Raw genomic sequence first — 25,082 nt, 5'->3', positions numbered from 1 at the left:
CGCCAGCCGGCTTCCGCACAGCGCGGACCGGCTGGCGATGCGGTTTTTCTTCCAGCTCGTTGCGACCAGGATGGCCCACCGCCGATGGATCCCGCCTTCATCTTCCTACAGTTTCTCAGCGGCCTCGCGAGCGCGTCCAACCTGTTCCTGATCGCCTGCGGCCTCACCATCATCTTCGGCGTCACGCGGATCGTGAACTTCGCGCATGGCAGCTTCTACATGCTGGGCGCCTACCTCGCCTACACGCTGACCGCCCAGATTATGCCGATCCTGGGAGACGTACTCGGCTTCTGGCTGGCGATCCCGCTCGCGGCCGTCGCCGTCGGACTGCTCGCCGTCGTGATGGAGCTGTTGCTGCTGCGGCGGATCTACCGGTCCCACGAACTGTTCCAGCTGCTAGCCACCTTCGGCGTGGTGCTGATCGTCCAGGACCTCGTTCAAACGGTCTGGGGACCTGAAGAACTCTTCGGACCCCGCGCGCCCGGCTTCACCTCCTTCGTGGTGATCTTCGGCTTCCGTTTTCCCGAGTATCAGCTCGTGCTGATCGCCGCAGGGCCTCTGGTGCTAGGTGCGATCTGGCTGCTGTTCAACCGCACGCGCTGGGGCAACCTCGTACGCGCCGCGACGCAGGATCGCGAGATGGTCGGCGCGCTGGGCGTCAATCAGGCGCGGCTGTTCACCGGCGTGCTCTTTCTCGGCGGCTTCCTCGCCGGCCTGGCCGGTGCGCTGCAGCTTCCGGTCGAGCCAGCCAATCCCTTCATGGACGTCAACATCATCGCCGAAGCCTTCGTCGTCACCGTGATCGGCGGCATGGGCAACGTGCTGGGAGCCTTCCTGGCCGCATTGATCATCGCCCAACTCCAGGCCTTCGGCATCCTGGTCTTCCCCGAGATCACGCTGGTTCTGCCCTTCCTGGTGATGGCCCTGGTGCTGGTGGTGCGTCCCTGGGGACTGCTCGGCAAGCCGGAAACCACGACCAGCCACGGCTTTGCCGGCGACCGCCCACTGCGACCGCTGGGCCGTACGCAACAACTGCTGATCGCCGGCACGGTCGCCGTTCTGCTGTTGCTGCCGCTGATCCTCGGGGAGTACGGCCAGAAGCTGGCGCTCGAGGTCTTCGTCTATGCCCTGCTGGCCTTCTCCCTGAATTTCATCATGGGGGCCGGCGGCATGGTCTCCTTCGGCCACGCCGCCTACTTCGGGCTTGGCGGCTACGGCGCCGCGCTGCTGGTGCACCATCTCGGTTTCGGCATGGAAGTCGCTATGCTGGCCGCACCACTGTTCGCCGGCCTGGGAGCGCTGCTGTTCGGCTGGTTCGTGGTGCGCCTGTCGGGGGTCTACTTCGCGATGCTGACGCTGGCCTTCGCCCAGATCGTCTGGTCGACGGCGTTCCAGTGGGTGGAGGTGACCGGCGGCGACAACGGGATGATCGGCATCTGGCCGTCGGGCTGGGCCAGCGACCGGACCGTCTACTACTACCTCTCGCTGCTGGTCTGCGGCGCGGCTATCGCCTTCCTCTGGCGGGCCAGCCACGCACCGTTCGGCTACACTCTGCGCGCCGGGCGCGATTCCACTCTGCGCGCCGACGCCATCGGGATCGACCTCAAGCGCCATCAATGGCTGGCCTTCGCCCTGGCCGGGACCTGCGCCGGCGTCGCGGGCAGCGTCTTCGTCTTCTCCAAAGGCAACATCGACCCGGGCTCCCTCGCCATTCCCACCTCGGTGGACGCGCTGGTAATGGTGCTGCTGGGCGGCATTCAGACCCTGACCGGCCCTCTGGTCGGCGGCGCCGTCTTCCATCTGCTGGAGGCGCAGATTCTGCCGCTGACGGACTACTGGCGCGCGCTGCTGGGGGCAACCATCCTGGTGCTGGTGATCGTCTTTCCCATGGGGATCGCCGGCTTCCTGCGCGACAAGCTGCTGCCTGATGACGATCCCGGCGACGCGATAGAGAAGGAGACGGGTAAGGATGGCCGCGTGGAGGCGCGGACATGACGGAGGCGGTATTGCAGGTCGAAGGACTGCGCAAGGCCTTCGGCGGCGTGGTCGCGGTCGATACCGTATCTTTCGAAGTGGCGGCCGGCCGGCTGTTCGCCATCATCGGGCCGAACGGTGCCGGCAAGTCCACCTGCTTCAACATGGTCGGCGGGCAGCTGCTGCCAGATGCCGGGCGGGTCCGCCTGGCCGGACAGGATATTGCAGGCCTGCCGCCGCGCCGGATCTGGCGGCTGGGCGTTGGGCGCACCTTTCAGGTCGCCGCCACCTTCACGGCGATGACGGTGGTGGAGAACGTGCAGATGGCCTTTATCAGCCACCGTAACCGCCTACGCGCCTTGTTGCCGACCGCGCGCAGACTCTATCGGGCCGAAGCCCTGGCCGTGCTGGAGCGGGTCGGCATGGCTGACCAGGCTGAGCGGCAGTGCGGTCTGCTGGCCTACGGCGACATCAAGCGGGTCGAGCTTGCGATCGCGCTTGCACACGACCCGCGCCTCCTGCTGATGGACGAACCGACCGCGGGCATGGCGCCCAAGGAACGGATCGCGCTGATGGCCCTGACCGCCGACATCGTGCGGGAACGCGGCATCTCGGTGCTCTTCACCGAGCACGATATGGACGTTGTCTTCACCCACGCCGATACCCTGCTGGTGCTCGACCGCGGCCGCACGGTCGCCGCCGGTACGCCGGACGCTGTGCGTGAGAATCCGGAGGTGCAGCGCATCTATCTGGGCGGCAGCGGCGTCGAAGCGGCACAGCGCGGAATGGAGGCGCGCGCATGACCCCGGATGTACCCGCGCTTACAGTCGACGGGCTGAATGCCTTTTACGGCCGGGCCCATATTCTCTTCGATGTTTCCCTCTCGGTCGGCAAGGGTGAAGTGGTCGCGCTGCTCGGCCGCAACGGCGCCGGCAAGTCGACGACGCTAAAGTCCATCGTCGGTCTGGTGAGCGACGCCCGAGGCAAGCGCAATCTCAACGGCCTCGACATCTCCGGCCAGCCCTCCTACCGCATCTCGCAGGCCGGGCTCGGCTATGTCCCGGAGGAACGGCGGATCTTCACCAACCTGACCGTGATGGAGAATCTGGAGGTCGGCCGCCAACCGCCTCGCGAAGGCGCGCCGGAGTGGACGCCGGAGCGCCTATTCGAGCTCTTCCCCAATCTCGCCGAGATGCGCGACCGGCCGGGCGGACGCATGTCCGGTGGCGAGCAACAGATGTTGACCATCGCACGCTCGCTGATGGGCAACCCCGACACCATTCTGCTAGACGAGCCGTCGGAAGGCCTCGCGCCCGTGATCGTCGAGCAGATGGCGCGCACCATTACCAAATTGAAGCACGAAGGCCTGACCGTTCTGTTGAGCGAGCAGAATCTCTTTTTCGCTCGAGCGCTGTCCGACCGTGCCTACGTGATCGAAAGCGGACGCATCCGCTATCAGGGCAGCATGACCGAGTTGATGGCGGACGAGACCGTGCGCCAAGCTTACCTGACGGTGTGAAAAAACAGAGACCGATAGGCAAAAGAAGAGAAAAGAGAAACGATGAGTGCAGTCGTCGTCGGCGTCGACGTGGGCGGAACCTTTACCGACCTGATCCTGATGGAACGGGGCGCCGACGGGGCGGCCCGGCTCGGCCTCGCCAAAGTCCCCACGACCCTCGACAATCAGGCCTTCGGCGTACTTGCCGCGTTGAAAGAGGCAGGTGCCGAGCTTTCCACCGTTGCCGAACTGGTGCATGGCACCACCACCACCACCAACGCTCTGCTCGAGCGTAAGATCGCCAAGGTCGGGCTGATCACCACTGCCGGCTTTCGTGACGTGTTGGAGCTGGGACGGCGCACCCGCCCGCAACCCTATGGCATGTACGGCCGCTTCGAGCCGCTGATCCCGCGCGAGCTGCGCCTGGAAGTCCCCGAGCGGGTCGATGCCGACGGCGAGGTGCTGACACCGCTTGACGAAGCCGCAGTCGGCGCGGCCTGCCGGCACCTGCTTGAGGCGGGCTGCGACGCGCTGGTGATCCACTTCCTGCACGCCTACCGCCATCCCGAACACGAACTGCGCGCGGGTGAGATCGCGCGCGAGCTTTGGCCGAACGCCTACGTCACGCTCGGCCATGCCATCCTCAGCGAGTTCCGGGAGTACGAGCGCGGCACGACGGCTGCAGTCAATGCGGCGGTGCAGCCGGTTCTGGACCGTTACCTCGGGAAGCTTGCCAGAGAGTTGAAGACGCAGGGCTACGGCCGCGACCTGCTGCTCATGCAGGGCAACGGCGGCACCGTTGCCGCCAAGATTGCGGCCGCCGAAGCGGTCAAGACGGTTATGTCCGGCCCGGCGTCCGGCGTCATGGCGGCGGCCTTCACGGCCCGTGCCTCTGGCCAGGCCAACCTCATCACCTACGACATGGGCGGCACATCGACCGACGTCGGTCTGATCCTGGACAGCGTGCCAGCGGTCTCCAGCGAGTTGGAGCTGGAGTATGCCATGCCGATCCATGTGCCGATGGTCGACGTGCACACGATCGGTTCGGGCGGCGGCAGCCTTGCCTCGGTGGATGAAGCCGGGTTGCTGCAGGTCGGTCCGGAAAGCGCCGGCGCGGCGCCCGGGCCGATCTGCTTCGGGCGCGGCGGCACCCGCCCCACCATCACCGACGCCAACCTGCTGCTCGGCCGGCTCGATCCCGCTCGGCTGCTATCGGTCGACAGTCCGGTCTCACTCGATGACCTGTGTGCGGCCTTCGAACGGGAGGTTGGCGAACGCCTCGGCCTGACCGGCGAAGAGGCGGCGGCGGCCGTGCTGCGCATCGCGAACGACAAGATGGCCGGTGCGATCCGTATGGTTTCTCTCGCCCGCGGTCACGACCCGCGCGACTTCGCCCTCTTCGCCTTCGGCGGCGCAGGGCCGCTGCACGCCACCGCGCTGGCCCGCGAGCTCGCGATCCCGACGGTGCTGATTCCCGCACGGCCCGGCATAACCAATGCGCTGGGCTGTATCGTCGCCGATCTTCGGCACGATTACGTGCGCACCCTCAACGTGCCCCTGCCGCTGGCCGACATGCAGGAAGTCGAAGCCGTTTATGCCGAACAGACCGCCGAAGGTCTTGCGACCATCGAACGCGAAGGCGTCGCCGTTGAGGAGACCCAGTCGCTCTACTTCGCCGATATGCAATTCCAGGGACAGACTCATCTGCTGACCATCGCGGTGGAAGACCCGCAGATCGGCCGCGCAGCACTGCACGAGGCCTTCGCCAAGGCCTACTGGCAACGCTTCGCGGTGGAACTGCCGGAGATTCGGCCCGTTCTGGTCAATCTGCACACAGCCGTAATCGGCAAGCGTCCCTCGGTGGCGCTGGAGGCACTGCTACCGCCGGAAGCCCGTGCCAACCGTCTGGAGGATGCCGTCCTCGGCGAAAGGCCAGTCTGGTACGGACAGGGCGGCTGGCAGGACACACCGGTCTACGCACGCGACAAGCTGCCCTTCGGCGCCGGGCTGACCGGCCCCGCCATCGTGCAGCAACTCGACACCACCTTGGTCGTGGAGCCTCGGGACTCCCTGACCGTCGATGCCTACGGCAACCTGATCGTTTCCACCGGGCGGGTGGGCACAGCATGAGGCTCTGGATCATGGTGGCCGGCCCCTACAGCGCCGGCGCCGCGGATGCGGAGACGCGCCGCGAAAACCTGCGTGAGATGAACCGCATGGCCTTGGCGGTTTTCGAACGCGGCCACGTCCCGGTGATCGGCGTCAACAACGCCCTGCCGCTGATCGAGCAGGCCGGCGAGGCGCGTTTCGACGACTTGATGATGCCGATCTCGCTGGCCCTGGCCGAACGCTGCGACGCCGTCCTGAGGATCGGCGGGGCCTCGACCGGCGCGGACGCCGAGGTCGAGCGCTTTCGCGCCGCCGGAAAACCGGTCTTTACCGACCTCGAGGAACTGCCCGAACCAACGGCGGAGTCCAAACCATGACCACGCTCGACCCCGTCACTCTGACGGTGATCCAAAACGGCCTGCAGCAGGTCTGCAACGAAATGGATCTGGCCTTCAGCCGTTCGGCTTTTTCGCCGGTGATCGCCGAAGCCAACGACCGCTCCGACGGCATCTACCATGCCGAGACCGGCGAGTTGATCGCGCAAGGCGACCTGGGACTGCCGGTCTTCGTCGGCACCATGCAGTATTCGACCATGGCCGTCCTCGACAAGATCAAGCAGGGCGAGACCGCGCCGCCCGAGGACGGCGACGTCTACATCGTCAACGACCCCTACCTGGGCGGCACGCACCTGATGGACGTGCGCTTCGTGGCCCCCTTCTTCCACGACGGCAAGGTCTTCGCCTGGCTCGCCAACACCGGGCACTGGCCGGACATCGGCGGCGCCGTGCCCGGCGGCTTCTCAGCCAATGCGACCGAAGTCGAGCAAGAGGGACTGCGCCTGCCGCCGGTCAAGCTCTTCAAGCGCGGTCAGCTCGACAAAGAGATCTACGCGATCATAACGTCCAACATCCGCATCGCCGACCAGCGCATCGGCGACGTCAAGGCTCAGGCCGCCGCCTTGACAGTGGGCAAGCGGCGCCTGGCGGCCATGATCGAGCGCTATGGCGCGACCACTGTCGAGCAGGCCATCGCCGAGCTGAAGAGTCGCGCCGAACAGCAGATGCGCGCCAAGATCGCGACAATTCCCGACGGTGTCTATGACGGCGAAGCCGTCGTCGATTCCGATGGGGTGGTCGACGAACCGCTCTACATTCGCCTGAAGGTGACCAAGGAAGGCAGCGAACTGCGGTTCGATCTCTCGCGATCCTCGCCGCCCTGCATGGGGCCGATGAACTCGGTGATCGCCACCACCCGTTCCTCGGTTTATCTGGCGATGAAGCACATCTTCCCGGAAGTTCCCATCAACGCGGGCACCTTCGTACCGTTGAAGATAGACGATCCGGACGGCACCTTCCTCTATGCACGCTATCCGCGTCCGGTCTCCGGATGCGCCGCCGAGGTCTCCCAGCGCATCGCCGAGGCCGTCTTCGCGGCGCTGGTTCAGGCGATTCCCGAACGGGTGACGGCGGCGCCGGCCGGATCCTCCGGCAACTTCGCGCTGGGCGGCTGGGACCCGGCACGCGAGCGCGCCTACGTGATGTACCAGATTTCCGGCGGCGGTTACGGCGGCGCGGCCGAGCTGGACGGCCTGACCAACGGCTGCTCCACCATCGGCATCTCCAAAACTCCCCCTATCGAAGTCGTGGAACAACTCTATCCGGTGCTGTTCGAAACCTACGCTCTACGCGAGGGTTCGGGCGGCGCAGGCGCACAGCGGGGCGGCTTCGGCGTGGACTATTGCGTCAGGATACGACGCGGCGAAGCACGCGCCAGCTTCGTGATGGACCATGGCCGCGTCGGCCCTCAGGGCGCGCGCGGCGGCGGAGACGGCGCGCGCAATCGCGTCACCGTCTGGCGCAACGGCGAAGCCTACGAGCCCCCTCACCTCTCCAAGGACCAGGACATCGCGGTCAAGGCCGGAGACCGGGTCGAGGTCTCGACCCCCGGCGGCGGCGGCTACGGCGATCCCTTTACGCGAGACGCCGCGCTGGTCGCCCGCGACGTCCGCCATGGCTACTACACAACCGCTCAGGCGCTGGAGCTGTTCGGTGTGGCTCTGAGCGAGAACGGCGACATCGATGCAGAGAGCACGGCAAGGCGGCGCAAGGCCGCTACGGACTAGCAGAAAGCTCCACGCGACCGACGACTGAGCTTTCGCTTAGAACATCGCACCCCGCGCCGTAACGGGCCAGACGGCTTCGACCCTGCCGCCGCGATGACAAACGTACCAGTCGTGCAGATTGACCGTCGGATCGATGTGGCCGGGGATCAACTGCAAGCGGTCACCAACGGACAGGGCCAAACCGGCAGGCAGCGCGATGCTGCCGTGCTCGTCGGAGGCACCGGTCAGCGCGACGGCTGGATGGCTCGCCAGCCGGGGCAAGCCAGAATCGATGGCGCAGGCTTTGTGGCCGGCATCGCAGACGGCGAAGCCCGTTTCCGGCGCGCTCATGATCGTGGCGAGGACCGTGAGACTCTGCTCGTAGTCGGGCGGCGACCCGTTGGCGGCGTAGTCGGCATCCATGAAGCAGTAGGAACCGGGCTGAAGTTCGGTCCAGAGGCCCTCGGCCATTTCCAGCGCGTAGGTCCCCGTGCCGGCGCCGCCGACCGTCTCGCAGCCGAGGCCCGCCGCCGAAAGGGCCGTTGTCGCACGTCGCACGATCTCGGCAGCGGTCGCGATGGCGGATTGCCGTTCCTCCGGTGCCCGCAGGTGCTGGGCGGTGCCGTTGTAGGCCTGCAGTCCGGCGAAATTGAGAGAGGGAGCGGCGGCGATCTGTTGCGCCAGCGGTACGACGGCCTCTGGATCGCGCAGGCCGCAGCGGCCGGCCCCGACGTCGATCTCGATCAGTACGTCGATCACCGCGTCCGCCGCCGCTGCCGCGCGCGCCAAGTCCGCGGCGTTGCCGGCATCGTCGACGCAGACGCCTATCCGTGCCCGCCGCGCGAGCTGCGCCAGCCGTCCCAACTTACGGCCGCCAGCCACCTGGTTGCTGACCAGCAGATCCTCGACGCCGCCGTCGACGAGGGCTTCCGCCTCGGAGACTTTCTGGCAGCAGAGACCGACGGCACCCCGTGCGATCTGGGCCTTGGCGACGTCCGTCGACTTGTGGGTCTTGGCATGCGGGCGCAGGCGCAGACCACGCGCTGTGGTCTCGGCCGCCATGCGGTCCAAATTGCGTTCGAAGGCGTCGAGGTCGACCAGCAGAGCTGGGGTGTCGACCCGATCAAGTGGATCGCCTGGAGTGGCGGGCGGCGGCTGCATGGCCTGTCTCTCAATCCTAGCTGGAGAGGTGGACGACGATACGTTTCAGAATCTCGGTTGGCTGGCGATGGCGTGCGAGGGAAGCTCGCGCGGCGGCGGCTTCCTCGGCCGTCAGACGCGCGCCCTCGCAGTAGTCGATCAGGTCGGCCAGGTAGCGGCGCGAAAACTCCGGATGGAACTGATAGGTCAGAATCGGTGCCTCGTAGGAGAAACCGCCGTTGGGACAGAAGGCATTGCCCGCCAGTCGGCGCGCGCCCTCCGGTGGCGTCATCACCTGGTCTTGGTGGAACACCGGCACCTCCTCGCTGGGGGCGTGGTGGTCCCGTAAATCGTAGGTCTGCACGCCGGCACCCCAACCGGCCTCCGCCTTGCGGACGTCTCCTCCGAGCGCCGCCGCAACGATCTGATGACCGAAACAGATGCCAACCTGCGGGCGGTCGCGAGCTGCCATACCCCGGATCTCGGCCATCAAGGGGCGCATCCAGGGTAAGTCGTCGTAGACTCCGTAGCGTGACCCTGTGAACAGCAAACCGTCGAAGTCGCGCAGCGCCTCCACGGCATCGCCGGCGATCGGCGAGACGGTCTCGAAAGACAGAGCGGTGCCGGCCAGCGGCTGCAGCAGCTCCGCGAAGATCTTCGGGTAGCTGCCGTGGACCGCGACCAGAGGCTCGGGCACCGGGCCGCATTCGACGATGGCGATGCGCTTCATCGGCGTAGTGCCCTCAGCCTCTCTCGAATCCGCGCTTCAGTTCCCAATCGGTAATGCGGCGATCGTACTCGAACTGCTCCCAACGCGCCGTTACCAGATAATGCTCCACCACATCGTCACCGAAGGCCTGGCGCAGCAGCTCCGACCGCTCCAACGCCTCTGTCGCGGCGCGCAGCGTCTTGGGCACGTTGCGCAGCTCCGCGCCTTGGTAGGCGTCGCCCGCGAAGGGCGGCGGCAGCTCCAGGCCACGCTCCATGCCGTCCATGCCGGCCGCCAAGAGCGCGGCAAAGGCGAGATAGGGGTTCAAATCGGCTCCGCCGATCCGGCACTCGATCCGCACATTCCTGGTCCCGTCGCCGACCAGCCGGAACCCGGCGGTACGGTTGTCCAGACTCCAGATCGCCTTGGTCGGCGCGAAGGTACCGACCTGGAAGCGCTTATAGGAGTTGATGAAGGGCGCCAGGAAGTAGGTGATCTCCTCGGCATGAGCCAACTGACCGGCGACGAAAGCCCGCATCAGCGCCGACATGCTCTGCGGCGCGTCCGCATCGTAGAACAGGGGCTTGGAGCCGGCCTCGTCCCAAACGCTGGCATGGATGTGGCAGGAGTTGCCGGCCAGCTCGTAGTTCCACTTCGCCATGAAGGTTACGGACTTACCGGCGAGATGCGCGATCTCCTTGATCCCGTTCTTCAGGATCACGTGGCGGTCGGCCATCTCCAGCGCGTCGGCATAGCGCACGTTGATCTCGGCTTGGCCGGGGCCCCATTCGCCCTTCGAATTCTCCACCGGAATACCGGCCTCCTGCAGGCCATTGCGGATCGCCCGCATCACCGGCTCTTCCTTGGTGGTTTGGAAGATATGGTAGTCCTCGATGTAGCTGCCCGCGGTCGCGAGCTCCTGAAACCGCTTGGCATCCGCCGAGGCATAGGTCTCGTCGAAAAGGTAGAACTCCAACTCGCTGGCGCAGAAGGCACGACGTTCCTGGGCGGCCAGCCGCTCGATCTGCCGTTTCAGAATGCTGCGCGGCGCATGCGGTACCGGCTCGCCGTGGTGGTCGGTGACGTCGCAGAGGACCAGCGCCGTGCCCTCCAGCCAAGGCAAGCGGCGCAGGGTCTTCATGTCCGGCTTCAGGACGAAGTCGCCGTAACCCTTCTCCCAGTTGGTCGCGGCGTAGCCCGGTACCGGCTCCATATCGATGTCGTTGGCCAAGAGGTAGTCGCAGGCGTGGGTTTCCTCGTGAGCCTGCTCGACGAAGTAGACGGCGTGGAAGCGCTTACCCACCAGCCGGCCGAACTGGTCCGGCATAGCCATGACCACGGTATCGATCTCACCCGCTTCCACAGCGGCCTGCAGCGCCTCGAAGGTCATCATGCCCGACATCCCCTTTCCGTATCTTTCGTATCCCGAATTCCGGCGAGTAAAGCATAGCCGGCCACCCCCACGGCAAGCGCCGAGAACTTGACCCTAAAACGAGGCTGCGAAGCGACCCGGCCATGCATAGACTGCAGACCGCGAAAACAGAATCGGAGCAGGGCATGGCCAACGACTGGCGAGAGATCGAGATCCCGGGGCGAGAGCGGGACCTCGGCGAGGGCTTCATGGTCCGCCGCGTACTGCCCTTCGCCAAACGACGGTTGGTCGGTCCCTTCATCTTCTTCGACGAAATGGGACCGGTGGTGTTCGCCCCCGGCCAAGGGCTGGACGTACGGCCACATCCGCACATCGGTCTTGCCACCGTCACCTACCTCTTCGACGGCGAGATCCTGCACAGGGACAGCTTGGGTTCGTTTCAGGCAATTCAGCCAGGTGCCGTCAACTGGATGACGGCAGGCCGCGGTATCGTTCATTCGGAGCGGACACCCGACGTCGCTCGCCGGACCGGGCAACGGTTGCATGGCATCCAGACCTGGATCGCCTTGCCGGCAGCGCACGAGAAGCACGAGCCCGCTTTCATTCACCATTCGGCCGAAAGACTTCCGGAGCTATCGCAAGGCGGTGTCGACCTGCGCGTGATCGCCGGGCAGGCTTTTGGCCTCGCTTCACCCGTCGAGGTGTTTTCACCAACCCTCTATGTCGCGATCGAATTGCGCGAAGGCGCGACGCTGGAGATCCCGCCGGACTATCTTGAACGCGCGGTCTACCCGGTTTCAGGAGCCCTGGAGATCGACGATTGCCCCTGCCCGGCCGGCGTGCTGCAAGTCTTCGTTCCCGGCCGCCCCATTACAGTCAGGGCGACGAAGGCGACCTCAGCGCTGTTGCTGGGCGGGGATCCCCTCGAAGGCTCACGCCACATATGGTGGAACTTCGTGGCCAGCGATCCCGCAATGATCGAACGGGCAAAGGCGGACTGGCGTGCCCAGCGTTTCGACCCGGTTCCGGGCGAAACGGAGTTTATCCCACTGCCAGAGTAGAAATCGGCAGTCTTGAAGCGGCCTCACGCCAATCTAGTTTGGGAATTTAAACAAAGTCCGGGCGATTCCGGTCCGCCGCTACCTTGGCACAAAGCGTTGCGCTTACGCCTCCAGGGAGTCTCAGCGCTCTTGGCACACACCCTTTCTTAGTAGAGGCTTGCCCTGTCGGCCGAACCGGCCGTGCGAGGTGGCGTTTCGAAGATGATCCCTTCAGTCTCCGAACTACGGCTCGAGAATTTCAGACGCCCGATCTGGGTTTTTGACTTCGACGCCTGGCGGATCGTCGACGCCAACGCCGCGGCCGCAGCCTTCTGGGGCCGAGCCGATAGAGAAGAGCTGCTTGCCGTCGATTTCTCGGACCTTTCGCCGGCCACCCAACGGCGTCTGGAAGCCTACCGGCGTCGCCTGGCTGCCGGGGAGCCCTTGGAGGAGGAAGAGTGGACCTTCTATCCACCCTCCGGACCTTTGCGGGCGCGCTGCCTGACGTCTCCGGTCAAGCTCGAGAATGGCAGCGTCGCGATGCTGGTTGAGGCGATTCGTCTCGACACGGCCCCGGTCGAGGGGGTTCTACGCTCACTGGAGGCTCTGCGGCATGCAGGAGCTGCAGTTGCCATGTTCGGCAAGGACGGATACTTGATCGCTGCCAATCCGGCAGCCGAAACCCTGTTGATGATCCGCGAAGACGGCAACCTTTCGCTGCCGGAGCTTTTCGCCGAAACATCGGCCGGCGAACGCGCGATGGCCTGGGCGGCAGGTGGCGCCATTTTCAACGACGAGGTTCTACTCCGCTCACGTCTCGGCGAACGCTGGTTCGCCCTGCGCATGCAGCCGGCGTACGACCCGGTCACCGGCGAGCGCGCCTTCGTCGTCTCCGCGACCGACGTCCATAGCCGTCGCGTGACGGAGCAGCGCCTCAGCGAGAGCGAACGGGCGCGTCAGGAAAGCGAGCGGCATGCCCGAGAACTGGCCCTGGCTCAGCGAAGAGCGACGGAAGCCGAATGGATCCTGCGAGAAGCCATCGACAGCCTGGATGAGGGCTTTCTGCTGGTCGACCGGGAAGATCGGGTCGTTCTCGCCAATCGCCGCTATGCCGAACTCTATCCACCGATCGCACACCTTCTCCAGCCTCGCGTACCCTTCCGCGACATCGCACGAGCCTTTGCCGAGCAGGAAGGAGCCCAGTTCGATCAGAGTATCGACAAATGGGTGGACTGGCGGGTGCGCCAGGTGCGCGAGCGGGAGATCCACACCTGGGAGCAGCCGCTGAGAGACGGCAGGGTCTTCCTGGTCAGCGAACAGCAGACCGCCAGCGGCAATCTCGTCAGCGTCAGAACGGACATCACCTATCTCAAGAACGTCGAAGCGCAGTTGAACGAACGCGCCACGGCCATCGAAGCCGCCAACGACGGGATCGCCATCACCGACAAGCAAGGCAACTTCGTCTATATGAATGTCGCTCATGCCCGGACCTTCGACGGCCGGCCGGAGGACTTCGTCGGGAAACCGTGGCAGGTTCACTTCGAACCGCGTCAGATCGCGTTCCTCACCGACGAAGTCCTGCCGAAGGTCGAAGCTGAAGGTAGCTGGCGCGGCGAAGCCGTGGCTCGGACGTTGACCGGTAAAACGGCGTTTCTCGAAATCTCCCTAAGCCGCCTGGTAACCGGCGGCCTATTGGGCGTGACGCGCGACATCAGCGAACGCAAGGCGGCGGAGACGGAGCGCACGCGCCTGCAGCAGCAACTCTTTCAGTCGCAAAAGATGGAATCGCTCGGGCGGCTCGCAGGCGGTATCGCACACGACTTCAACAATATCCTGGCATCGATGCTGGGCTACGCCGGTTTTCTCGTGGAGGACCTGCCCGATGGCAGTGAGCAACGCCGCTTCGCTGAGGCAGTGGTGGACGCGGGCAAACGTGCCCAGGATCTGATAGGTCAGATCCTCGCCTTCGGCCGGGCCGGCGAACGCGCCAGTAAAATCGTTCCGCTGCGCGAAGTGATGCGTGAGACCGAACAGCTGCTGCGCGCCACGCTGTCTCCAAAAATCGAGCTGCTGGTCGACTTGGGAGACAACAAACGTACGACAGTCCTCGGCGACCGCTCGCAGATGATCCAGGTCTTGATGAATCTCGTGGTGAATGCGCGCGACGCGATCGGCGACGCCGAGGGGAAGATCGTCTTCACGTTGGCACGAGGCCGGTCGACCTGGCCGAACTTCGCCGACACGGTCGCTGCCCAAGATCAACTCCTCGAGAGAGCGCCCGACGGCACGGCCCGGCTGTGGCTCGGACGCCCCCCCGGCGGGCAAGACCTGATCGAGATTCGTGTCGAAGACAGTGGCTGCGGGATCACCCCCAAGGTGATGCAAGCGATGTTCGAGCCCTTCTATACGACCAAGAAACGCGGCCGCGGCACCGGCCTCGGCCTCGCCGCCGTACATGGGCTGGTCGCAAGCCACGGAGGCGCCATCGCCGTGGAAAGCCGGCTTGGCGAAGGGACGAAGTTTCGTATTCTGCTCCCGGCCGCCGCCCGGCCGGGAGCATCGCGACCAGTGGCAAAGCTGCAAGGATCCAGCGGTCAGCGCGCCGTTCTCGTGGTCGATGACGAAGAGGGCGTACGGTCGATGCTGGCGACCGCGCTGACGCGCCGGGGCTTCGACGCCGTAACAGCTGACAGCGGCATGGCCGCTCTAGACCTTTTTCCGCACCGCCGAATCGATGCCGTGATCAGCGATCAAACCATGCCCCGAATGACAGGCGTCCAGCTCATGAAGCGCCTTCATGAGCTTCGGCCGGAGCTGCCCGTCATCCTCTGCACCGGCTACAGCGAGACTCTCGACGGGGAAGGTGCGCGGGCGGCGGGCGCTGCGGCCTTCCTGCGCAAACCGATCGCGCCCGACGCGCTCATCGACATTCTGGACCGCCTGCTGAACAAGCGTGCCGCCGAAGCGCTTCATAGCCCCCGAAAACTGGCGCCGGCCGCCAGCCAGGACGACCGCTCTGTCACCGGACAAAAGCAGAAGTAAGCGTCGTCGAAGCCGATCTCGACCGGATGGAACTCTCCACGATGGGTCGGCTTCTCGCTATGAGCTCCCCAAGCGTCGTGCATAGCGCGCCAAACCGAGCAGAGCCGGGTCGGAGTGCACCACGAGCTGCAGGGGGATCGCTTCGAGATAAGACCGAAAGCGTCCCTTCGACAAGAAACGCTGGTAGAGGTCGGCACCGCGCAGCTCCGGAACCAGACGGGGAAGGATACCCCCCGTGAGATAGACTCCGCCACGTGCGCCGAAAGTCAACGCCACGTTGCCGGCGACGGTCCCGAGAAACGCGAAGAAGAAGCAAATGGCTTTTGTTGCCGCAGGATCATGAAGGCGAACCGCTGCTGTGACCTCCGCAGCGGTCCCGGCCCGCGTGCCGCCGACCGCGCGGTAGAGCGTGACAAGGCCTTCGCCGCTGAGCACCCGCTCGGCAGAGACATGGCCGTAGCGTTGGCGCAAGCCCGCCAAAACGTCGGCTTCCTCTCGGGTCACGGCGGGCAGCGTGACATGTCCGCCCTCGCCCACCAGCGGCGTGTCGTCGGGCAAAAGAGCGGCAACACCGAGTCCCGTGCCGGGTCCGAGCACGGCGAGCAGCGCCGACGTATCGGGCCGACGCGGTCCCCCGAGCGGAATCAGATCGTCGGCCGACAGCTCCGGCAGAGCGAGGGCTTGTGCCGCGAAGTCATTAAGCAAAAAGACTTTCTTGAGGCCAAGACCGGAGGCGAGATCTTCAGCGTCGAATCGCCAACCGGCATTGGTCAATTCGGCGCCCGACTGGCTCACCGGTCCGGCGACGGCGAGCAGTCCGAAACGAACGGGTCCCTCCACCTCCGCCAGTACCTTCGCCAAGGCAGCCTCGGGTTTCGCAAAGGCCGCAACCGACAAGCGCTCGAGAGTCTCTACGCCCGAGTCCCGGACCAGCGCGAAGCGGGCGTTGGTGCCGCCGATATCGCCGATCAGAACCGCCGGCGTGTCGGTCATGCAGCCAGGACCGAGAGGTAGTCCTCGCGCCAGCGGTCGATGTCATAGGTTTGTAAGTGTTTGAACATCGTGCGGTAGCGCTCTCGCCGTTCTTCCAGATCGAGCGACAGCGCCGTCTGCATCGCTTCCGCCGTCGCCTCCAGGTCGTAGGGATTTACGATCAACGCGCCGTCCAGTTCGCGTGCCGCACCGGCGAAGCGGGACAGCACCAGAACGCCGGGATCCTCCGGGTCCTGGGAAGCGACATACTCCTTGGCGACCAAGTTCATACCGTCGCGCAACGGCGTCACCAGGCCGACGCGCGCCGTGCGATAGAAGCCCGCCAACATCCGGCGGCTGAAGCCCTTGTTCAAGTAGCGGACCGGTGTCCAGTCGAACTCCGCGAACGCACCGTTCAGATGACCACAGGCCCCCTCCATCTCATGGCGGAGTTGCATGTATTCGGGAACTTCCATGCGCGACGGCGGCGCAATCTGCAGCATCACCACCCGGCCTCGGTTCGCCGGATAGGCCCGCAGCAGATGTTCGTAGGCCTGAACACGGACCAGCAGACCTTTGGAGTAATCGAGACGATCGACGCCGATGATCAGGTCACGGTTGCGGACGGACTCCCTCAAACGGCGGATCTGGCGTGAGTCGGACGCTTCCTCGGCTGCCTTGGCAAGAGGCTCGGTATCGATCGAAATCGGAAAAGTACCGGTCCGCACGCGACGGCCAAAGGCCTCGACGGTACCGTCCTCCAGGATGGTCGCGCTCAGTTCGCGCTGGCAGTAGTCGAGAAAGGCCTTGCGGTAGTCCTCCGTCTGAAACCCGACCAGGTCGTAGGCACAGAGAGATTGGACAAGAGCGCGCTGGTTGGGCAGCGCGAGCAAAACCTCCATGGCCGGCCAGGGTATGTGCAGGAAGAAGCCCATGATCTGCCGGCATCCCATGTGGCGAAGCTGCTCGGCCATGGGAATGAGGTGGTAGTCGTGGATCCAGAGTAGATCGTCGGCGCGCAAGAGCGGCGCCAGCCGGCGTGCGAAGAGGGCGTTGACCCTTTGATAGCCGGCCAGGTAGCGACGGTTGAAGTCCGCGAGATCGAGACGATAATGGAACAGAGGCCAGATCGAGCGGTTGGCAAAGCCGTTGTAGTACTCATCGTAGTCGCGCTGGGTCAGGTCGATCGTGGCATAGGTGATCGGTCCTGATTCGGAGAGATCGGCGGCATCGGGTTCTCCCTTTTCATGGTCGATGGTCTTGCCCGACCAGCCGAACCACATCCCGCCGCTTTCCTCGAGTGCTGCCTTCACCCCCACTGCGAGACCGCCCTCGCCGCCCGTGCGTCCCGGCCGTGGCACCGCGACCCGGTTCGACACGACGACCAATCGCCGCTTCGCGACGGTTCTGTCAGGCTTCGACGCCGTCTTGCTCGAAACGGCGGGTCCCGCGAGGGTCAAAAGGCATCCTCCCATGATCGGCTGAGGCGCATCGCCGAGTTGATCAGCCCCACCATCGAGTAGGTCTGCGGGAAATTGCCCCAAAGCTCTTTTGTTGTGGGGTCAAGGTCCTCCGAGAGCAATCCGGCCGCATTGCGGCACATCAACATCTCTTCGAAGAGCGCGCGCGCCTCCTCGATTCGCCCCACTTGTGCCAGTGCGTCGATGTACCAGAAGGTGCAGATGTTGAAGGAGTTGTCGGGAACACCGAATTCGTCTTTGGCGTAGCGGAACAGGTGGTTGCCACGCCGCAACTCCTTTTCCACGAAGGCGAGCGTGCCGATGAAGCGGGGGTCGTCGGCCGCTATGAAGCCCAGTGACGGCATTAACAGCAAAGAGGCATCCGGATCGCTGCCACCAAAGGACTGGGTGAAACTGCCGATCTCGTCGTTCCAGGCCTGGGCGATCGTACCTTCGCGAACACGCTCGGCCTGTTCGGCCCAGTAGCGCGCGCGATCGGTCTTGCCGAGATGTTGCGCGATCCGCGCCAAGCGGTCGCAACCGGCCCAGCAGAGGACACTGGAATAAGTGTGTACGGCTTTGCTGTTTCGCAGTTCCCACAGTCCGGCATCCGGTTGATCCCAGAGCGCGACGCTTCGCTCGCCGACCCGCTCGAGTCGCGTGAACATGCTGTCGGTATTCGGATGGGCGATCCGCTGGTCGAAGAAAACTTGCGTGGTCGCCAGGATTACACTGCCGTAGCCATCGTTCTGGATCTGAGTATAGGCGTGATTGCCGACGCGCACCGGACCCATACCGCGATACCCTGGCAGATGGTCGACGACACGTTCGTCCAGCCGCTCTTCCTGAGCGATCCCGAAGACCGGCTGCAGGTCGCCGCCATCCCAGCCCGCGACCAGGTTAGTGATATAGAAAAGATAACTTTCCATGGTTCGGGTGGCGCCCAGGCGGTTGAGCGCCTGCACCACATAGTAGGAGTCGCGCAGCCAGCAGAAACGATAGTCCCAGTTCCGCTCGGTTCCGGCCGCTTCGGGGATCGAGGTGGTGGCCGCAGCTATGATCGCGCCCGTTTCCTCATAGGCGCAGAGTTTCAGCGTTATGGCGGCTCGGATGACTTCTTCCTGCCACTCGAAAGGGATCGAGAGACCTCTGACCCAGTCGCTCCAGTAAGCTTCCGTGTTTTCCACAAACTCACGGGCGATGGCGCCGACCGACTGAGTCAGGCTCTCGTCTGGACCCAAGATGAACGTCAAGCCGGTCTCCAGCACGAAGGGAACTTCGTCGGCTACGTAGGAGACGGGCGCGTCGGTGGTCAGCCGCAATGTCAGATCTGGCATGACGAAGCGCAGATGGTTGCTGCCACGCGTGGACACGGGCCGAGTGGCGCCATAATCCTGTGCAGGATGCAGGCGTACGCGAATGCGAGGCGTCCCGCTGAGTGGGCGGATCTGCCGAACCAGTTGCATGGGCCGGTACATGCGGCCGTAGTGGCGAAACCGAGGCGCGAAATCGACCACTTCGACCGCGTTGCCCGCAGCGTCGCGCAGTTCGGTCACCAGCACCGCCGTATTGTGCCGATAGTGTTGTTCGTACTCGACCAAACCCTCCAGTTCGATCTCCCAAAACCCGCCGGACGGGTTGCCGTCGCTGTTACCCAGCAGGCTGCAGAAAACGGGATCGCTGTCGAAACGCGGCATACAGCTCCAGACGATTCGCGCGCGGCGGTCGACCAGAGCGGCAAAACTGCTGTTGCCGATCAAGGCAAGATCAAGTGAAGACATCATAGGCTCGGGCAGGGAAAGGAAGATCGCGCCCAGGACAATAGACGGCTAGTGCCTTCGCACCAACCGTTTGGCTCATAGACGGCCCGCCTCTTGGCTCACGGACGGCCCGCCTCACCCGCCGATCTTCGGAGTGTCAGCACCATCCGTTACAAGAGGCTGATGTCAGGATCGCAACAGATCGCTGGGGCGCAGCCTGACTCGCCACCGATTTCGGCGCGAATCCTACGAGCTTTGATCGAGCAGTGCGCCCAGCATGGAGTCGCCGACCTTAATCACCGCGAGGTTGGCCTCGTAGGCGCGTTGCGCCTCGATCTGCCGCACTGTCTCTTGCTCAAGCGACACATTGACCTGCCCGACCGTGCCGTTCGCATCGGCCAGCGGATGGTCGGGGTCGTGAGCTGGTACATAGGCCGGTGAAAGGAATCGCGTTTGACCGCGAACCCCACCGTCGACAGCACTGACCGGATCGACGCTGAACGGTCCGACCTGCTGCTCCAGGCCATCACCCGGAACTACCACAGTCATGTTGGCGACGTTGTGCGCGGAGGCAGCGAACCTCTTACTGTGAACCTGAACCCCAGACACGGCAGTCGAAATGGCCGGATTCATGGCGTCACCTTCCTTTCCACCCTATAAAATGGGGTGGTGAGGCAGTGGCGTCAAATATCTATTTTTGATGGATATTTGCCTGATGTATTTTTCATAATTCGGAAAGGTCAATCCGCCCTGCGCGACCGCGATCGACTTATTCTGGATCGATATATATCGAACTGATATAAAGCCGCGAAAGCGAGGCCCTTATTGGATACGAAAACACTTTGCATGGCCGTCCTCCAGGCCAAGCCCGCCAGCGGCTACGAGATCAAGAAAACCTTGGAATCGGCACCTCTCAACCATTTCCAAGAAACCAGCTTCGGCGCGATCTATCCGGCCCTGACGCGGCTAGCTGAGGAGGGTCTGGTCACCGGGAACGCCTTGGCCCAAGACAAGCGCCCCGACAAGAAGGTCTACAGCCTGACCTCGGCGGGTCGGGAGCAACTCGTTGCGGCTTTGCTGCACCCCCCGCTCCCGGATCGCTTCCGCTCCGACTTCCTGCTCGTGCTTTTTCTATCCGACCTGCTGCCGCAAGACCACGTGATCCAAGTCGTAGATGCCCGCATCGCCGACTTGGAAAGGGAGATGGAAGGCATACGCGCCTGCGACCTCAGCATCCCTTCACCCGCGCAACGCTTCGTGCATGACTTTGGTCTCGCCTACTACGAATTCGCCGCCGACTGGCTACGCAGCAACCGCGACCGACTGACCGGCGAGGCCGACGAACCCGAGGCGAAGGCGGCAGGCGCGAGATGAGGCGGTGCAGGAGGAATAAACGAGGGATGAACGCTCGTCCTCGACGAAACGTACAAATAGCAAGCGAACTGAAAGGCCGAGTACGGATCGTACAGGTTACGAACAGAATGAAAGATCAACGGACCGCATGCGCCTGAACCGCTCTTACCTGATCGCCGCGCTCCTGGCCGTGGGCGTTACCGCTTGGATCGCCTCGGGCAGCCTGGGCGAGGATCGTCGCGAACCCCAGATCACCAAGCCTCCGGTGGACTTGGATGCTCTGCGCGAGACGACACGTGTCCGTGTCGCCACCAGCGTGGCCACACCACGTCTGATCGAACTCAGTCTGACCGGTCACACGGAAGCCGTGCGCGCGGTCGACGTGAAGGCCGAGACCTTCGGCCAGATCGAGGAGTTGCTCGTCGAAAAAGGTGAGCGGGTGGCTGTCGGCCAACTCATCGCGCGCATCGATGCGCGCGACCGTCAAGCGCGTCTGCGCGAAGCTCAGGCGCTGCTGCGTCAACGCCAAATCGAGTTCGAGGCCGCCCGTAAACTGAACGAGCGCGGGTTTCGCGCCGAAACTCAGCTCGCCGAATCACGAGCCACGCTCGACGCGGCCGAGGCAACGGTCGAGGCGGCGGAAGTCGCTCTCGAAGACCTTCAGATCGTCGCCCCCTTCGAGGGCGTGCTTGACGATCGGATGATGGATCTCGGTGACTACGTCGAGACCGGAGACTCCATCGCCCGCGTGGTGGATCTCGACCCCGTGCTGGTGATCGCACCCGCGAACGAGCGCGACGTCCGGCACCTGAGGGTCGGTGAACCTGGTTCGGCGATGCTCGCAACCGGCGAGGAAATCTGGGGTCGCATCCGCTTCGTCGCCTCGGAGGCCAATTCCCAGACCCGAACCTTCCGGGTCGAACTCGAGGTCGACAACCCCGACGGACAAGTTCCGGCCGGCATGACGGCAATCATGCATCTGCCGGTAGACCGGATCATGGCTCATCAGATCACGCCGGCCATTCTCACGCTCGATGACGACGGGGTCCTCGGTTTGCGGACGGTGCAAGACAATGAAGACGGTGAACCCGAGACCGGCGTGGTTCGCTTCGTGCCGATCAGCATAGTCGAGGATACCTCGGAAGGTCTCTTCGTGACCGGGCTGCCGGAAGAAGTGACGCTGATCACGGTAGGGCAGGAGTTCGTCAAGGACGGTGAACTGGTGATCGGGATGCCGGACCCGGAGTTCGACCGTTCGGCCAATCCGCTGACCGCCGAGCGCCCCGCCGGAGCCGACAGATGAAAGCGATCATCGACGCCGCGCTCGAGCACTCGCGCACGGTCCTGGCCTGCCTCGTCCTGCTGCTGATCGCGGGCGCCTATGCCTACAACGCCATCCCGAAAGAGGCCGAACCCGACGTCAACATTCCGATCATCTACGTTTCCCTGCATCACGACGGCATCAGCCCGGAGGACGCCGAACGCCTGCTCGTGAAGCCGATGGAGCAGGAGCTGCAGTCCATCGAGGGCATCAAGGAGCTGCGCTCCTTCGCTTACGAAAGCGGCGCCAACGTGGTGATGGAGTTCGAGGCCGGTTTCGATCCCGATCTCGCAATGGACGATGTGCGGGCGAAGGTCGATCTGGCCAAGCCGGAACTGCCCGACGAGACGGACGAGCCGACGGTGCACGAGGTGAACCTCAGCCTTTTCCCGGTGTTGGTCGTCTCACTCTCCGGCAATGTGCCCGAGCGCACGCTGCTGCGTCTGGCCCGGAATCTGCAGGACGACATCGAGACGATCCCGACGGTGCTGGAGGCGGAGATTGCCGGCGACCGAGACGAGCAGGTCGAGCTGATCGTCGATCCCCAGCGGCTCGAGCAGTACGGTCTCGACGCAGCTTACGTGCTCGATCTCGTCAACCGCTCGAACAAGCTGGTCGCGGCCGGTTCCATGGACACCGGCGCAGGTCGCTTCGCCGTCAAGGTCCCGGGACTTTTCGAGACCATCGACGACATCCTCGACATGCCGGTGAAATCCGATGGGGACTCGGTCGTCACCTTCCGCGACGTCGGGTCGATCCGCCCAACCTTCGAGGATCGTCAAGGGTTCGCCCGCATCAACGGCCAGCCGGCGATTGCGCTGGAGGTGTCCAAACGCGTCGGCTCCAACATCATCGAAACCATCGAGAATGTGCGCGCCCTGGTGGAAGCGGAGCGCACCAATTGGCCGGACGAGGTCCAGGTCTTCTACAGCCAGGACAAGTCGTCGAATATCCGGACCATGCTGAGCGACCTGCAGAACAACGTACTGGCCGCGATCCTGCTGGTCATGGTCGTGGTGGTCGCGGCGCTCGGATTGCGCTCGGGCGGTTTGGTGGGTATCGCCATCCCGGGATCTTTCCTGACCGGCCTGCTGGTGATCTACCTCGCCGGTCTGACGGTCAACATCGTGGTGCTGTTCAGTCTGATTCTCGCTGTCGGCATGCTCGTCGATGGCGCTATCGTGGTCACCGAGTACGCCGACCGCAAAAAGTCGGAGGGCCTGGACAAGCGGCAAGCCTACGGCCTCGCGGCCAAGCGCATGGCCTGGCCGATCATCGCCTCGACCGCGACGACACTGGCCGCTTTTCTGCCTCTGCTCTTCTGGCCGGGCGTCGTTGGCGAGTTCATGAAATTCATGCCGCTGACCCTGATTGCGGTGCTCAGCGCCTCGCTCGCCATGGCTCTGATTTTCGTGCCGACACTCGGCTCTGTGATCGGCGGCAAGAGCGGTAGTGCCGACCCGGAGCAGATGAAGACTATCGCCGCAGGCGAAAGCGGCAACCTTGAGGATCTGCGGGGTTTCACAGGCGTCTACCTGCGCTTTTTGAAAGGGGCATTGCGGCACCCGGGCAAGATCGCCCTGCTCGCCGTCGTTCTCCTGGTCGGGGTGCAGGTAGCCTATAGCCAGTTCGGCCGCGGCATCGAGTTCTTCCCCAGCGTCGAACCGGAAAACGCGGCCGTTTGGGTGCATGGCCGCGGCAACCTGTCGATCGATGAGCGTGACCGCTTGGTGCGCGAGGTTGAAGCCCAGATCCTCGACATCCAGCGGGAGACCGGGGCTTTCCACACCGTCTATGCGCGAACCGTCGCGTCCTCCGGCCGGCAAAACGACGACGAGCCGGAGGATCTGATCGGTATCATCAATCTCGAGTTCGTCGATTGGTTCAAACGTCCCTCCGCTCGCGAGATCCTGAACAGCGTCCGGGCTCGTGGCCGCGAACTGCCGGGCATCTACGTCGAAACCCGTGAAGAAGAGGCCGGCCCACCAGTCGGCAAGGCGATCCAACTCCAGATCAGCGCCGACGACCCGGCCGATCTGGATCCTGCCGCGCAGCGCCTGGCCGAGCTGCTGCGAAACACCGGGGGGCTGGTCGGTATCGAAGACGGCCGACCGATCCCCGGCATCGAATGGGAACTGACGGTCGACCGCGCGGAAGCCGCGAAGTTCGGCGCCGACGTAACCCTGATCGGCAACTACGTACGTATGGTCACCAACGGCATGAAGCTGGCGGAGTACCGGCCCGATACGTCGGACGAAGAAGTCGATATCGTACTCCGACTGCCCGAACGCTATCGCACCATCGATCAGCTGGAGCGCATTCGGGTGCAGACCGACCGCGGTCTGGTGCCGATCGCCAACTTCGTCGAGAAGACGGCCGAACCGAAGGTTTCGCTGCTGAATCGCGTCGATGGCCGGCGGGTCATGACGGTCAAGGCCGATGTCGGTGCCGATCCGACGACCGGCGAGCCGGTCCTGGCCGACGACAAGGTACAGGAGATCCGCGCCTGGCTGTCCGAAAACCGCAGCCAGCTGCCTCAGGGGATCGACATCGCCTTCAAGGGCGAGGACGAGGAGCAGCAGGAGAGCCAGGCGTTCCTGACGAAAGCCTTCACCGTCGCCCTTTTCATGATGGCGATCATTCTCGTCACCCAGTTCAACTCCTTCTACTCGGCCTTCCTGATCCTCTCCGCCGTTGTGATGTCGACTATCGGCGTCTTCATCGGCCTGATGGTCATCGATCAGCCCTTCAGTATCGTCATGAGCGGCATCGGCGTGATCGCGCTGGCGGGAATCGTGGTCAACAACAACATCGTGCTGATCGACACCTACGACCGCTTGATGGGCGAGGCCGGCGACCCGATGCAGGCCATCCTGCGGACCGGGGCACAGCGCCTTCGGCCAGTGCTCCTCACCACGATTACGACCATTCTCGGGTTGATGCCCATGGTGATGGGTCTCAACATCGACTTCATCAACCGCGTGCTCCAACTCGGGGCACCCTCCACCCAGTGGTGGTCGCAGCTCGCTACGGCCATCGTCTTCGGGCTCGGCTTCGCCACACTTCTCACGCTGGTCTTCACGCCCTGCATGTTGATGCTGCGCACCAATTTCCAGCACTGGCGGCAGAGGCGAAAAGCCGCGCACGAGACCTCTGAAACGCCCGGCACGCTTGGGATCGGTGCGATGACCAAGCCGGCGGAGTAACCCCTGGGCAGCTGGCCTGCCGGAA

Annotated in this window: 18 protein-coding genes; 11 read left to right on the top strand and 7 right to left on the bottom strand. The window is 64.3% G+C overall.

What is annotated here, in order from left to right; translation table 11 throughout:
- Nucleotides 1-84 precede the first annotated feature (84 nt).
- Genes DBZ32_RS14255 through DBZ32_RS14230 form a run of 6 tightly spaced genes read left to right on the top strand, consistent with a single transcriptional unit; the run spans nucleotide 85 to nucleotide 7,703 of the window.
- Nucleotides 85-1,995: an ABC transporter permease gene (locus DBZ32_RS14255; RefSeq protein ID WP_119167866.1), complete on the top strand. Its 1,911-nt coding sequence runs from the start codon at nucleotides 85-87 to the stop codon at nucleotides 1,993-1,995.
- A complete protein-coding gene (locus tag DBZ32_RS14250) occupies nucleotides 1,992-2,777 on the top strand; it encodes an ABC transporter ATP-binding protein (protein WP_119167865.1) in 786 nt (261 codons plus the stop codon). Before DBZ32_RS14255 ends, DBZ32_RS14250 begins: the two co-directional genes overlap by 4 nt.
- Nucleotides 2,774-3,493 carry an ABC transporter ATP-binding protein gene (locus DBZ32_RS14245; RefSeq protein WP_119167864.1) on the top strand — a complete coding sequence of 240 codons (720 nt, stop codon included), beginning with the start codon at nucleotides 2,774-2,776 and terminating at the stop codon, nucleotides 3,491-3,493. Before DBZ32_RS14250 ends, DBZ32_RS14245 begins: the two co-directional genes overlap by 4 nt.
- 42 nt (nucleotides 3,494-3,535) lie before the next feature.
- Entirely contained in the window at nucleotides 3,536-5,602 is a 2,067-nt protein-coding gene (locus DBZ32_RS14240; RefSeq protein ID WP_119167863.1) for a hydantoinase/oxoprolinase family protein, read from the top strand.
- Nucleotides 5,599-5,958 carry a DUF1937 family protein gene (locus DBZ32_RS14235; protein ID WP_119167862.1) on the top strand — a complete coding sequence of 120 codons (360 nt, stop codon included), beginning with the start codon at nucleotides 5,599-5,601 and terminating at the stop codon, nucleotides 5,956-5,958. Before DBZ32_RS14240 ends, DBZ32_RS14235 begins: the two co-directional genes overlap by 4 nt.
- Nucleotides 5,955-7,703 carry a hydantoinase B/oxoprolinase family protein gene (locus DBZ32_RS14230; protein WP_119167861.1) on the top strand — a complete coding sequence of 583 codons (1,749 nt, stop codon included), beginning with the start codon at nucleotides 5,955-5,957 and terminating at the stop codon, nucleotides 7,701-7,703. Before DBZ32_RS14235 ends, DBZ32_RS14230 begins: the two co-directional genes overlap by 4 nt.
- Nucleotides 7,704-7,739: 36 nt before the next feature.
- Here DBZ32_RS14230 and DBZ32_RS14225 read toward each other — a convergent pair whose 3' ends face one another.
- Genes DBZ32_RS14225 through DBZ32_RS14215 form a run of 3 tightly spaced genes read right to left on the bottom strand, consistent with a single transcriptional unit; the run spans nucleotide 7,740 to nucleotide 10,924 of the window.
- Nucleotides 7,740-8,843: a DSD1 family PLP-dependent enzyme gene (locus tag DBZ32_RS14225; RefSeq protein WP_119167860.1), complete on the bottom strand. Its 1,104-nt coding sequence runs from the start codon at nucleotides 8,841-8,843 to the stop codon at nucleotides 7,740-7,742.
- A gap of 16 nt (nucleotides 8,844-8,859) precedes the next feature.
- Nucleotides 8,860-9,552, bottom strand: coding sequence for a type 1 glutamine amidotransferase (locus DBZ32_RS14220; protein WP_119167859.1), 693 nt, complete (start codon nucleotides 9,550-9,552; stop codon nucleotides 8,860-8,862).
- Nucleotides 9,553-9,565: 13 nt separating this feature from the next.
- The gene (locus tag DBZ32_RS14215; protein ID WP_235830210.1) at nucleotides 9,566-10,924 is read right to left on the bottom strand and encodes a glutamine synthetase family protein; all 1,359 of its coding nucleotides are present in this window, start codon (nucleotides 10,922-10,924) and stop codon (nucleotides 9,566-9,568) included.
- 122 nt (nucleotides 10,925-11,046) lie between these two features.
- Here DBZ32_RS14215 and DBZ32_RS14210 point away from each other — a divergent pair, with 122 nt between their 5' ends.
- Entirely contained in the window at nucleotides 11,047-11,964 is a 918-nt protein-coding gene (locus DBZ32_RS14210; RefSeq protein ID WP_235830209.1) for a pirin family protein, read from the top strand.
- A 201-nt stretch (nucleotides 11,965-12,165) separates the two neighbouring features.
- Complete coding sequence (locus tag DBZ32_RS14205; protein WP_119167857.1) at nucleotides 12,166-14,985, top strand: response regulator; 2,820 nt, start codon at nucleotides 12,166-12,168, stop codon at nucleotides 14,983-14,985.
- A 57-nt stretch (nucleotides 14,986-15,042) separates the two neighbouring features.
- Here DBZ32_RS14205 and glk read toward each other — a convergent pair whose 3' ends face one another.
- The 4 genes from glk to DBZ32_RS14185 all read right to left on the bottom strand — a co-directional run bounded on the left by glk (nucleotide 15,043) and on the right by DBZ32_RS14185 (nucleotide 19,810).
- Nucleotides 15,043-15,978, bottom strand: a complete 936-nt coding sequence (gene glk / locus DBZ32_RS14200) for a glucokinase (RefSeq protein ID WP_119167856.1) — start codon at nucleotides 15,976-15,978, stop codon at nucleotides 15,043-15,045.
- The gene (gene otsA / locus DBZ32_RS14195; RefSeq protein WP_235830208.1) at nucleotides 15,975-17,417 is read right to left on the bottom strand and encodes an alpha,alpha-trehalose-phosphate synthase (UDP-forming); all 1,443 of its coding nucleotides are present in this window, start codon (nucleotides 17,415-17,417) and stop codon (nucleotides 15,975-15,977) included. The genes glk and otsA overlap by 4 nt, the downstream gene beginning before the upstream one ends.
- Nucleotides 17,414-19,198 (bottom strand): glycoside hydrolase family 15 protein, encoded by a 1,785-nt coding sequence (locus DBZ32_RS14190; RefSeq protein WP_119168365.1) that lies wholly within the window; start codon nucleotides 19,196-19,198, stop codon nucleotides 17,414-17,416. Before DBZ32_RS14190 ends, otsA begins: the two co-directional genes overlap by 4 nt.
- Nucleotides 19,199-19,423: 225 nt before the next feature.
- Entirely contained in the window at nucleotides 19,424-19,810 is a 387-nt protein-coding gene (locus DBZ32_RS14185) for a flagellar basal body rod protein FlgC (RefSeq protein ID WP_119167854.1), read from the bottom strand.
- Between the two features lie 213 nt (nucleotides 19,811-20,023).
- Between DBZ32_RS14185 and DBZ32_RS14180 the strand changes: the two genes are divergently transcribed.
- The 3 genes from DBZ32_RS14180 to DBZ32_RS14170 all read left to right on the top strand — a co-directional run bounded on the left by DBZ32_RS14180 (nucleotide 20,024) and on the right by DBZ32_RS14170 (nucleotide 25,057).
- A complete protein-coding gene (locus DBZ32_RS14180; RefSeq protein ID WP_119167853.1) occupies nucleotides 20,024-20,551 on the top strand; it encodes a PadR family transcriptional regulator in 528 nt (175 codons plus the stop codon).
- A gap of 127 nt (nucleotides 20,552-20,678) precedes the next feature.
- Complete coding sequence (locus tag DBZ32_RS14175; RefSeq protein ID WP_119167852.1) at nucleotides 20,679-21,833, top strand: efflux RND transporter periplasmic adaptor subunit; 1,155 nt, start codon at nucleotides 20,679-20,681, stop codon at nucleotides 21,831-21,833.
- Entirely contained in the window at nucleotides 21,830-25,057 is a 3,228-nt protein-coding gene (locus DBZ32_RS14170) for an efflux RND transporter permease subunit (protein ID WP_119167851.1), read from the top strand. The genes DBZ32_RS14175 and DBZ32_RS14170 overlap by 4 nt, the downstream gene beginning before the upstream one ends.
- Nucleotides 25,058-25,082 lie beyond the last annotated feature (25 nt).

It is taken from the genome of Algihabitans albus (assembly GCF_003572205.1).
Lineage (GTDB): Bacteria > Pseudomonadota > Alphaproteobacteria > Kiloniellales > DSM-21159 > Algihabitans > Algihabitans albus.
The sequence above is the reverse complement of the archived record's forward strand: the minus strand, read 5'-3'. Positions and strand labels throughout refer to the sequence as shown.